At 40.7% G+C, this 11,247-nt stretch carries 13 protein-coding genes; 7 read left to right on the forward strand and 6 right to left on the reverse strand.

The annotated features are described in order from the left end of the window. Positions 1 to 48: 48 nt before the first annotated feature. Complete coding sequence (locus tag F8S12_RS30125) at positions 49 to 576, reverse strand: alpha/beta hydrolase (protein WP_196519932.1); 528 nt, start codon at positions 574 to 576, stop codon at positions 49 to 51. A gap of 272 nt (positions 577 to 848) precedes the next feature. Continuing rightward, complete coding sequence (locus F8S12_RS30130) at positions 849 to 1,094, reverse strand: type II toxin-antitoxin system RelN family antitoxin (protein WP_196519953.1); 246 nt, start codon at positions 1,092 to 1,094, stop codon at positions 849 to 851. A 373-nt stretch (positions 1,095 to 1,467) separates the two neighbouring features. Between F8S12_RS30130 and F8S12_RS30135 the strand changes: the two genes are divergently transcribed. The 7 genes from F8S12_RS30135 to F8S12_RS30165 all read left to right on the forward strand — a co-directional run bounded on the left by F8S12_RS30135 (position 1,468) and on the right by F8S12_RS30165 (position 6,307). Then, complete coding sequence (locus F8S12_RS30135) at positions 1,468 to 2,025, forward strand: Uma2 family endonuclease (protein ID WP_196519933.1); 558 nt, start codon at positions 1,468 to 1,470, stop codon at positions 2,023 to 2,025. A 403-nt stretch (positions 2,026 to 2,428) separates the two neighbouring features. After that, the gene (locus F8S12_RS30140) at positions 2,429 to 2,872 is read left to right on the forward strand and encodes a pyridoxamine 5'-phosphate oxidase family protein (protein WP_196519934.1); all 444 of its coding nucleotides are present in this window, start codon (positions 2,429 to 2,431) and stop codon (positions 2,870 to 2,872) included. Further along, a complete protein-coding gene (locus F8S12_RS30145; RefSeq protein ID WP_196519935.1) occupies positions 2,835 to 3,068 on the forward strand; it encodes a hypothetical protein in 234 nt (77 codons plus the stop codon). The genes F8S12_RS30140 and F8S12_RS30145 overlap by 38 nt, the downstream gene beginning before the upstream one ends. Positions 3,069 to 3,393: 325 nt before the next feature. Next, positions 3,394 to 4,335, forward strand: coding sequence for a peptidoglycan-binding domain-containing protein (locus F8S12_RS30150; RefSeq protein WP_196519936.1), 942 nt, complete (start codon positions 3,394 to 3,396; stop codon positions 4,333 to 4,335). Positions 4,336 to 4,812: 477 nt separating this feature from the next. Beyond that, the gene (locus F8S12_RS30155; RefSeq protein WP_196519937.1) at positions 4,813 to 5,190 is read left to right on the forward strand and encodes a hypothetical protein; all 378 of its coding nucleotides are present in this window, start codon (positions 4,813 to 4,815) and stop codon (positions 5,188 to 5,190) included. Between the two features lie 117 nt (positions 5,191 to 5,307). Continuing rightward, positions 5,308 to 6,060: a hypothetical protein gene (locus F8S12_RS30160; protein ID WP_196519938.1), complete on the forward strand. Its 753-nt coding sequence runs from the start codon at positions 5,308 to 5,310 to the stop codon at positions 6,058 to 6,060. 37 nt (positions 6,061 to 6,097) lie between these two features. Then, the gene (locus F8S12_RS30165) at positions 6,098 to 6,307 is read left to right on the forward strand and encodes a hypothetical protein (protein ID WP_196519939.1); all 210 of its coding nucleotides are present in this window, start codon (positions 6,098 to 6,100) and stop codon (positions 6,305 to 6,307) included. Between the two features lie 106 nt (positions 6,308 to 6,413). Here F8S12_RS30165 and F8S12_RS30170 read toward each other — a convergent pair whose 3' ends face one another. The 4 genes from F8S12_RS30170 to F8S12_RS30185 form a co-directional block, all read right to left on the reverse strand. Continuing rightward, entirely contained in the window at positions 6,414 to 7,688 is a 1,275-nt protein-coding gene (locus F8S12_RS30170; protein ID WP_196519940.1) for a ribulose bisphosphate carboxylase small subunit, read from the reverse strand. 436 nt (positions 7,689 to 8,124) lie between these two features. Continuing rightward, the gene (locus tag F8S12_RS30175) at positions 8,125 to 8,733 is read right to left on the reverse strand and encodes a hypothetical protein (RefSeq protein ID WP_196519941.1); all 609 of its coding nucleotides are present in this window, start codon (positions 8,731 to 8,733) and stop codon (positions 8,125 to 8,127) included. A gap of 159 nt (positions 8,734 to 8,892) precedes the next feature. Beyond that, entirely contained in the window at positions 8,893 to 10,305 is a 1,413-nt protein-coding gene (locus F8S12_RS30180; protein ID WP_196519942.1) for a cytochrome c biogenesis protein, read from the reverse strand. Positions 10,306 to 10,333: 28 nt separating this feature from the next. Further along, positions 10,334 to 11,074, reverse strand: coding sequence for a cytochrome c biogenesis protein CcdA (locus tag F8S12_RS30185; RefSeq protein WP_196519943.1), 741 nt, complete (start codon positions 11,072 to 11,074; stop codon positions 10,334 to 10,336). Positions 11,075 to 11,247: the final 173 nt, after the last annotated feature.

Raw genomic sequence — 11,247 nt, forward strand, 5'->3', positions numbered from 1 at the left:
AACCCTAAGATAGACTCATCAGTATTAACTTATAGCAGTAACTAGCCCTCACAAGAGTTCTGCAAGATTGGTTAGGCGCTCATAAACACCGATGAGGCGATCGCCTTCAAGTTCAACAGAATTATTTGGATAATTCTGAATAGCTCCAAGCAGTGTAACTTCACCATTTTGTTTAATAGATGCACTCAAAGCGGTTCGCAAGGCTTGCTGATCTAGTTGTCCTGCGGGAGGATGAACTACTTGACCAATTTGGTTAACTAAAACTGGCCCAGCCCAGCTAGACAGTAAGTTATTTAAAAAAGCAGGATCGGCTTTTATTCCGGCTGTCAGTGCTTTACGAGCTAATGCGGGGTCTTGTTGTGCCGCCTGCAAATAAGCTCTTAACGTCGGGGTAGTCTTGCCAGTTTCTGTAAACTGACTTAATTCTTCAACAGATATTTGTCCCTGAAAAGTACCGTACTTTAAAATAACTTGCTCGGCAGCATTCGCATTAGTAGTTGAGAGTAAAACAACAGCGCCTACGCCTAAAGCTACTGTCTGAGTGAGTAATTTAGTGAAAAGTTGAGAAATCTGCATTTTGTCTAACTTTATAATGGTGCGGAAGTTGAACAGCAGATATACTGCTATTTTGTTTCCTAGTTCTTTATAGTAGGCGCTTAATGGGAAATGACACTCCTACTATAGGTTGAAGCGGCTCATTCAGAGGGTACATAACAACTTATGAATGCACTTCTTGCAGTTTAAACTGTAACAACTGGAGATCAGTACGAATTGAACGATAGCGTTTTGCAAGTTCTCGAAAATACCTTTTGAAACGAGGTGTAAGAGCGATCTGGATTGATGATGGTTCACTCTGCATTGATGCCTGACCACATTTCTGAGAGGGGAATAGTTTGTCCAGTTAAAGCCTCGTGTAAACCTTGATGAATACCTTCAATAACAATTTTAGTAGGTGTTTCGTCTGGATTTATTTCGTCATCTTCGGAAATTAAGACGATAACACGAACGCGCTGTGGTTTGATGAATCCCAGCGATTCATTTAGCATAAGTTGTCCACTCTCATTAATTGTCGCTGTGGTTTCAATTGCTTTCATAAATGCAATACCTTCGCTCAAAAAAGAGTATGAAAAGAGAGGACTGATGTAATAAAGTTGTGGTCTTGCAAAACAACAACTCAAAACCTACAAACATCTGAATATTCGACATCCTAGCACTGTTACAATATTATTGCGAATTCAGAACATGATTAATTCGCTATTCAAGTTATTAGCTGGTTTTATTTATGCCTACCTACTTATGAGAGCGTAGGCGTAGCCAGCACTTCTCTGGGAGAGGCTGCGCCTACGGCTTGGCTCAGTGACCACCGTAGGCATCGCTGCTGCAATGTCTCATAAACTTTTACTTTTAAAGCTTTGCTGCTTATGCCGTGTGTAAGATATATGAATTAGGCGATCGCTAATGCTGCTTATGATTAACATTGTAGGTCAACTCTCTTTAGAAGAATTTCTAGCTCTACCCGAAGGAGATGTATACTATGAGCTTGTCAATGGTCAGGCAATCCCTAAAGTGTCTCCAAAATTTTTTCATTCGACTTTACAGCTAGCTTTAGGATTACTAATTCGTACTTGGTGCAAAGGTAAAGGTAGAGTTCTTCCTGAGTGGGCAATTCTCTTAAAGCGTCGAGGCAAAGATTGGGCACCTTTACCAGATTTGACATACATATCTTACGAACGTTTACCCAAAAGTTGGAAGCGTAATGAAGCTTGTCCGGCGATTCCAGAATTGGTAATTGAGATTATATCTCCAGACCAAACCATGAAGGAATTTGAAGATAAAGCGCAGGATTATTTTGCTGCGGGTGTGTCAAGGGTTTGGGTTGTAGACCCGGAAGCGATAAGTATTAGGGTTTTTCTTCCTGATGGTTCAAGTCAAGTTTACACAGATAATAGGCTGATTGTAGATGAGCTACTTCCAGGTTTGGAATTGACCACAAGGCAAATATTTGAAGAGGCAGAATTGATTTAATTTTATCTTTTAGCATTTAAAAATAGACTTACAAAATATGTCTAATTATCAGTTTATTTAAACCTCTAGGTGGATTCATTAACCTCAAGTTATAGAGACAGTTTTAATTTAGTCCGAAAACTCTAGAATTTTTGTCTAAATAAATAAGGGCAAAAATCACGTTGCTATGGATAGAAGTCGTACACACAGATAGCACAGATGCATTCGCGTAGCGTCTTGTTGTCAAATATCAATATATCTATAGATATAACTAACAAAGCTAGTTTTAGCAAAGTTCCACCTGTAGACTCACGCAATTAAAACTAAAAACGTTAATACTAAAAAATAACTTTACCAGCCTTAAACCTGGTTGTAATCAAAAATTATAGCCCAGAAGAAGCAAATAGACAAAAGAGTACAAACAATGGCAACTTCTACAGAACGAGATCAACAAATTCAAAAGCTGCATGAACTAATCAAAGATATTGATTATGGGATGTTTACCACAGTCGATGATGATGGCAGTTTGCATAGTTATCCTATGTCAAAAAGTGGTGAGATTAACTCTGATAACATACTCTGGTTTTTTACCAATGCTGGTTCCCACAAAGTGACTGAGATTGAACACCATAAGCAGGTAAATGTTAGTTTTTCCTCATCCGAACAGCAGCGATACGTTTCTATCTCAGGTACAGCAAAACTCGTGAAAGACCGCAACAAGATGCAAGAGCTATGGAAGCCGGAACTTCAAACCTGGTTTCCTAAAGGACTGGATGAACCCGATATTGCTTTGCTCCAGGTGAATATTAACCAGGTTAATTATTGGGATAGTGCATCAAGTTTTCAGCCACAAACAATTAGTTTGTAGACGTGTAGGTGAAATTCCTCTGCGTCCACTGGGAAAAACAGGGGTAAAAGCAAAAGAAATGCAGGCGTTACGCGATCGTTGTGCCCAATACGCAACTGATGGCCGTTTTGAACTCTTCAAAACCTCCATGAAGTTTGATGGCGATATAGGCAGAATCCAGCATGGCTTTCCACCCCAAAGCCAAATGCAGACATGAAACTGAGGACAAGGGGTTTAAGCCCCTTGTTCTATGCAACCTGTAATCGGTATTATATTTATCTAAGTACTATAAAATTGTGGCGTTGCTGAATATAGGGATGAATGTTTCGCGCAAAGGCAAGGCAGCGCGTTGCGGGGGTTCCCCCTCGTTGTAGCGACTGCCGCGCAAAGACGCAAAGTCAAAATTGTTATTGTTTTATTGCTGAGAACAAAGAGCGTAGTTTACCGCCGTAGGCATCGCATAAATACCGAAAGCCGCTTAAAAGCTGGTGCAAAAAAATATTCACCAGAAAGCTCAAAGTGCGTAGTATCATCATCAATAGTTGAAAATAAATATAAGGCTTGTTGCGAAACATCCCTTTGCGGAGCGTCTCAAAGACAAGCTGCTTGCCATCACACATCACTTAAGTTTTGAAACATCTTGCAAAAAAGATATGTTGGATTTATTTGTGTCCACTTACTCAATTTTTATAAAACAAGATACATTAACTGGAAGTTTAATAGCAAAGGAACCAAAACCTATGGCCGTTTATAGCCCTCAAATTATCCGTCATATATTGATCGGGCTGGGATATTTAGCTCCTGAGATTGATCCTAACCCGGATCTGACTAAATTTGCTCCCTGGAAGAGGAATGATAACTCCTTGACAGATCAACCTACCGAAGAAGCCATTAAAAGATTTCAGAAACAGTACTCACAAAAACTTGTGGTAAGTGGTAACGCTGATGCTGAAACTCGAAGCGTCATAGAAGATACAGTTAAAGGGCTTCAGAATAGATTGAAATTTCATGGTTTTGCAACGAATGCTGAAATACCTTCAGATAAACCTTTTTATGGGCCAGCAACTTATACAGCAGTCAAGAGATTTCAGAAATCTCAAGGTTTAACTGAAAATGGCATTGCTACTACTCAACAGCGTCAAATTCTACAGCAACCTACTCTGCAAAATAAGCCCCAAACGCAGCCACAGTCACAAGTCAAGCTGATAGATTTGTACTCTCAATTCAAAAAGAATCCTCAAAATCCTTCTTATATTGCAGCACTAAATAACTTACAACAAAATCTACCCAAGGACGTTTTAAACAAAGTTACTAACAAATGGAGGGGAACAAATGATCAAAACCCTGAGATTGTCAAGCTTACAAATCTGTTCACTTATTATGATGATAACAATGCAAATCATCGTGATGCACTAAATCACTTACAAAGTCAGATTACCCCAGCCGTCTCTCAAGCATTTTTAAGTCTCTGGAATAAGAAGTAGTATCAGGTTACATTAATAACTTATAAAACGTTATTGCAACCCAGCGAAGTAATTCTAGTCATTGCGATCGCTTTATTTTCCTCGTTCCCATCTAGAGCATAAGAACGAGAGAATTAATTATGTTTATCTATTTATCATCAACATTACAACATTCATAATTAACATTGCAACATTCCTCATCAACATTGCAACATTCCTTATCAACATTGCAGCATTCATAATTAACATTGCAACACTCCTCATCAACACTGCAAGACTCCTTATCAATATTCCAACACTCCTCATCAACATTGCAACATTCCTCATCAACATTAAAGCAATTGTGAAGAAAACCAGGTGGAATATCTGAATTCCGAAAAATTACTTAAATTCATTTGTATCTTTTTAATAAATACAATTATTCATGAATTTTACTGAGCCAGAAAACAGCTTTAGTAAGGCAAACTAGCTTTAGAAGACTCTCTAAAAAATATATTTATGTCCCGTAAAAAACGTACATCCCGTGTTATGGAAAAAGCTGAATTGAGATCCACGGGGCTGAAAGCAATTGATGCAAATATGGATTTTGGTGATAATTGCAATTTGCAAAATTTGACTCAATCAATTGAGCAATTACGCACTATGCTTAATGCTTATAACACCGAGCTAGCTGTGATTGACGCTTCCAAAACTAAAATTGATGTGATGGAAAAAATCTTGAGTAATCTTACAGACAAGATGGTGAGAGGTGTTGCTTTTAAATATGGCAAAGACAGCAGCGAATATGAAATAGCTGGTGGCGTTCGTGACAGCGAACGTGTCCGCAAAAGTAGATTGAGCCGCATGAAAGCGGGTGCAGTAGAAGTATCAGACTAGAAAGCTAAAATCGTCTAATACAGATATGCAAGTCTAAAGAATTTTGCTTGTGTAAATACTGGTTAGAGATTATAGTTAAAACGAAGTTTTTGTCCACTTTTCAAGCAAGGTTTTACCATGATTTATTCTCACAAATTGCAGAGATATTTTGCAAGTTTCTCTTTATCTCTGGTATTGGTAGCTGATTTAGTAATCACACAAGAAGCTCCTCCAGCTTTTGCCCAAACGATAAATTCATCTATCGGGAGTGCGGTGACATTCAGTTGCAATGATAGTGAAACGACAATCAAAGCTAAAAATGGTGCCAAGGTAAGGAATGGAACTACAGCCATTTACATTGGTTATCAACAAGTTTCATCTATCAATAAAAACCCTATAACTATCCGTTTTAATAATGGGATTAAAGCATGGTGTCGTACTGACTACGAAACAACAAATGATGATGGCACAGGCTATGGATTGTTTTGGGATGGGGGCAGTGTTTTGTATGGCGTTTACTCCTCCACTGGCAGTCAGACTGGTAATGATTTCCGTCGCTATTCCGCTTTGCGTTGGTTGCCTAGCTATGGTAGCGGAGGCGGGCCAAAAGCTGCGGTTATAGCGCGAATTAATCCAGCTAATGGCCAGGTTGACTATGCCACATTTTTATCTGCCAAAAGGCCAAATGATGGAAAAACTAACTCTTTAGTTGTCAGCAGTCTATCATGGAATGGCACAAATTTAACTGTGCAGGCAAAGTCATGGTGGAGTCCTCGTCGCGTTAATACAAATTCCATGACTTGTTCTGGTTCATCACCTTATCAATACACAGCCGTATTCACTGGCGATTTAAAAAAGGTCAACTCGGCTTCAGCAGCTACTTGTAGTTAAAAGAAAAGAATTCAAGTTTTTTCTCGTTGTTTGAGAATTGACAAAAGCGATCGCCTTTGATATTTGTGGGGCGATCGCTTTTTCTCATTTATCTAATCAATACGGTTCGGTTAAGGCAAGAGACGCGATAAATCGCCGTCTCTACAATGCCTCGGGGAATGCCTACTTTGGGGCTGCTGCCTTCCTGACTCGCGGCAGAGCCGCAACGAGGTTCATTTCCAGCCAGAGGCTAGAAACGAGGTTTTAAACAATAGCCAAAACCCTGACTTTTGGGTAGGGGCAATTCATGAATTGCCTCTACAGCGTGTAGTTTTGCGTAAGTTATATCTGACTCCTGAATTCTTCAACTAACTCTAATTTTTCCCACTTGGACGCTGAATAATTGTCTCTACAACCCGCCGCTTGGCTTTCGGATCAATACCTACCAAGCGCACGTATTCACCGCTATATTCTGTTAGAGTTGATTCTAAGTTTGAAATTGCATCAGTCTCGCTATCAATGTGGCTGTTAACACAACTTTGCCATGAACCTGTGCGGAAACGGCGCTCATCTACGTGTTCAATGCTAATTTTGTAACCTTGAGACAATAATTGTCTGATTTGTGCTTGTGTATCTAAAGTCAAATGGGGACTTGATACTTCCTGTTTCTGAAATTGATTAGTTTTTACTTCTTGGGTTGTACCATTGCTTAACGGCTGATTGATTGGTGTCACAGCAGGCGGTGCAGATTGATCAGAATTTCTCCCTCTATTGAGTCGGTTGTAATCATCAACCAAATGGGAATTTTCCACCCGTTTTTGTTCACCAACCAGGAAATTACCAGACTCGATTAAGTGAGACAACCTGAAATCTGGCTTTTTAAATTCTGGTGGGCCTTCAACGCTATTAACCACACTCAACGATACCCGCTCAAAACCAACTTGATGGATGTAGTTGCGGATTTGTTCGTCATAAATGCGCGATCGCAAAGCGCTAAAAAAGTCAATGGACTGATTGACAAAAGTATCAACTAGCTGCTCAACTTCCCGCTCTGATAGTCCATCCAGTTCAAAAATCCCCTTGACAATTCCCACCTTGTCGTCTCGGTTTGGTTCCCAGTAAAATTTATCCATCCGTCCATCCCGAATTAACGGTGCATAGAGGGTAGAAAAATCATTACCTGTGACAATAATCGGTACACGACGTAAAGGCGTGGAATCATAGCTTCCAGGCAACTGTACATCTGTGGGATTATCAGCAATATTCATCAGTGTGGCATTCACCAACTGCGTATTTACAGTATATTGAGTGCCTTCATCAAAGCGTCCAGCCCCCGCATCTAAATCGTTAATCATCAGTACACACATTTTGCCGCGTACTTTGATCAGTTCTGCTGTTTCGCGATAGCGCAGCCGAATCAACCGCGCTGGATCTCCTGCATCTGGACTTTCTAATTCGCCGCCAGATACGTTAGTCACCTCGATACCCATTTTCTCGAAGACTAATTGACATTGAAAGGTTTTGCCTTCTCCTTTGCGTCCATGAATACCCAAAATCACGGGGACTCGCACGCCGGGAAGGTTCAAGAAATTTTTGGTGATGTGGACAGCCAGTTTGTCTAGAAACCGGGGAGCGATGTAGTAACCCATGAGTTTTTATGATGAAAAATTAACACTACTAAGGTTAATGTTAAGTTTTTTTGGGGATAGCGATCGCTTGACTCTGATTGATTATTTTCTCAGGTGCAGTTATATCATGTTTGCTGAATTGCCCATAACAAAAGAACCTCACCCAAGATTACCCAAGGGTAAATCTTTCCCTCTCCTTAGTAAGGCTACGGTGTACACACAAGTTATTGAATCACTACCAGTTCTCGAATTACCCCACCCTAACCCTCCCCTTGCAAAGGGGAGGGAACAAGATTTTCCGGTTTCCCCCCTTTACAAGGGGGGATTAAGGGGGGTAATTAGACTTGTGTATACACCGTAGCCTTAGTAAGGAGAGGGACAGGTTTTGCGTAGCAGAACCAGGGTGAGGTTTCTTTAAGCTTTCCTCCCCTGTCCTCGCGTCCTTGAACTTACCCCTCTAGCTCAAACTAATACCAAAGAGAGCAGAAAGCACCGAATTAAGATCCCTGGGAACGGTATATATATTGATATCTTTGTGAACTATTTTTTCTTGGCGCTGAAAAATGCCAAACTTCCAGGTATCCCCTGTTGTCACAGTACCATAAAGCATTGGAACTGTTGAGTCAGTCCATTGATCCAGAGCAATCAATTCTACTGCAAGCTGGGTAAAACCCCTGGCTAAATCGGCATTTTTAGCTTCAATCACTAATAAACTTTGAGGAGTTGGAATGAAATAATCAAAACTCCCTTTGAGCCAATTGCTTACCCTGACAGGGTATTCAATTTTAAGTGGTGCTTGAATGTACTTGCAAACCGTCTTGAGAATCGGAAAGATCAGTGCTTCGCGTCGAGCCATTTCTGAAGCAGGATCTACTAAGGTGAGATTTTCTTGCAGTTCTATTCTCAGTGGTTCTGGATCAATTGGTAACTGCTGTGGAAGTTGGAGTTCCATGTTGTTGAGGGTGACACCAAATTCAGCTAGGATATCGGCACTATCATAGGCTAATTCGGCATACTTGCTAAAGGTATAGCTCTCAGATGGGTCGAGAATCCTTACTCTGCTCATGAGTTAAGCGATCGCACTTATTACATATATCGTTCTAAAATGACAGCAAAAAGAAAGTGCTGCCATTATCTTATAATAGCTAGCACTAATGTAAAGTTTTTTTGGGAATAGCGATCGCCTGTGCGATTAAAAGTCAATCGAATGAGTAACAGTAATTGTTCAGGTGGTGATTAAAGATTCTGTAGTGCTGCCTGTCTCGTCAGCTTTTGGCTGTAGACTTAAGCGATCCAAAATCTCTAAAACTTCTTGTTCAAAAGCAACTTGGGCGCGATTAGTTTTACCACCAATATACAAGCGATCGCTTGTTTGCAATGCCCAAATTTGCGAGTGGGAAAAGTAACTCATCACCACACCCAGCATCAGTAAGCCAAACCCTGAGTAAACAATTGGTATGCCTGGATCAGCTTTAATTTGGAAACCACTGCTGCCAACTACATCTATAATTTTGAGCTGCACACCATTGACTTGGGTAGACATACCAGTGCGAACAGTATCAAGTAGTTTGCCGTTGACATCGTAAATTAATACCATCCCTTGCAAGTCTTTGGCTAGCAGAGAGACACCCTCACTCAAATCCGGTTTCGTAGGAATCCAGGTTCCCCAAATAGAACCTTGGCCGTTGGTATTCAACTTCGCCATTGGTAGCTGAATAGTTGGGCTGTTGTTAAATTGAACCCGAACAGCTGCAATTCCCCAATCAGTTTGATAGAAAGTTACGCCATGATAGCGCAAAGGCTCGTTGACAAAAATCTTCTTGTGGTCAACTTCCTTTCCCTGATTATTCAAGACAGACAAATCTGAATAAAATTGGTTAATGCTGCCAGATGAAGTGTAGTCAATCCAAAAACGATTGACGCGCACAGACAAATCTTTGGGGACTTGGGCTGCTGCTAAAGGGCCAGCATCTATAATATTTTTCACCTGAAATGTATCGCCACTGGCAACCATTTCTTGGGCAAGAAAACCAGTCATCGCTCCCCAAATTCCCCCAAGCAGAATAGCTATGATGCCAATATGAACAATAATTGGCCCAACGCGTCCGACTATTCCCTTCCGGGCATAAAGGAGATTTGGTTTTTCAAGATCAAGAAAAATTTTATAGCGGCGGCTCTGCAATAGTGGGTTTAGGGAATTTAGGGAACCAGTATCTAGTTCTGCACTCAAAGCTAATTTTTGAAATTGTCGCGGTTCTTCGTAATATTTCCAGCGCTGGGCTGTTTTTAAGGCTGGCAACTGGCGGGTAAAAGAACAAGCCGTTATGCTCGTGCCAAATAAAATGAGTAATGACAAAAACCACCAGGTACGATACACGTGGTCTAAGCCAACTACCTGAATTACCTTCCAAGTTAAGAAACCAAACAAAGCTGGATGTTCGGGGTAGTTAGCCTGGTAGAATAATAACGATTTACCTTGCTCAATTACAGTACCAGTGGAACTAAAGATCGCAATCAATAGCAGTAGTGCGATCGCTAGTCGTAAATTGGTCAGTACAGGTAAAAGTTCCTGCCGGAGAAACTGCCCAGGTAATGCCCACCACTTTAATTCTTTGGACGCTGAATTTTCTATAGTCATTATTCACATCCGTTAATTGGTGTACTATTTAAAAACTGCCAAGGGGAATCCGAGAAATTAATGAAAATACCCCAAATCCTACCAACAGCGCCCCACTGACTGGGTTAATCCAACCAGACCAGCGACGCAACTCCAGCAACTTTTTAATTGAAGCAGTAAAAGTACCTGCCAAAATCAATGGAGCTACGTAACCTGCTGTGTAAGAAAGTAGCAAAACAGCGCCTAAAATTAAGTCTTGTGTATTAGCAATCCAACCTAGTAAACTGGCTAAAACAGGCGTGCTACAAGGAGATGCAACTACACCGAAAGTCAGCCCCAGCAAATAGGAACGTAATCCTGTTGGTAAATCTGGCGAAATCCAATTTGTTTCACCCAAAGATGGAAATTGCAAAGGTAGTGCTTCTAGTAAGTTCAGCCCCATGAGAATGGCAATAATGCTGACGATAATCGGCAAACCAATTCCCACTTGACCGTAGACTTTTCCCACCACAGCTGCTACTATGCCAAGTCCTGCCAGTGTAGTTGCCAATCCCAAAGCAAACCAAGTTGATTGGGCAGCTGCTTGTAAGCGGCTTTTGGCTTCATAACCACCGATGTACCCAATGGTAATTGGTAGCATAGAAAGCATACAGGGTGTAAGACTAGTGAGCAAGCCTGCTGCAAAGATGATACCAATACTCACCACGCTAATGTGCGTCAGTTGGTTAGAAACAAGGGCGTTGGCAAATTGTTCTAGTTCGTAAATTTGGGTTTGCAGGGTTTCAAACATGGGGTGTTTCTAAGCGGGAAATGCTTACTCTGATTGAATTTTAGCTTACTTTGGGTTTGTGAATCAGCAGAACTAATTATCCGAACTTGATATCATCTAAATTTAACCTGCCCAAGAGAATGTATATAAAATACAATTAATCTCTCATTCTCCCTGAAGAAGCAGGGCTATTA

Source organism: Nostoc sp. WHI, from assembly GCF_015714725.1.
GTDB lineage: Bacteria > Cyanobacteriota > Cyanobacteriia > Cyanobacteriales > Nostocaceae > Nostoc.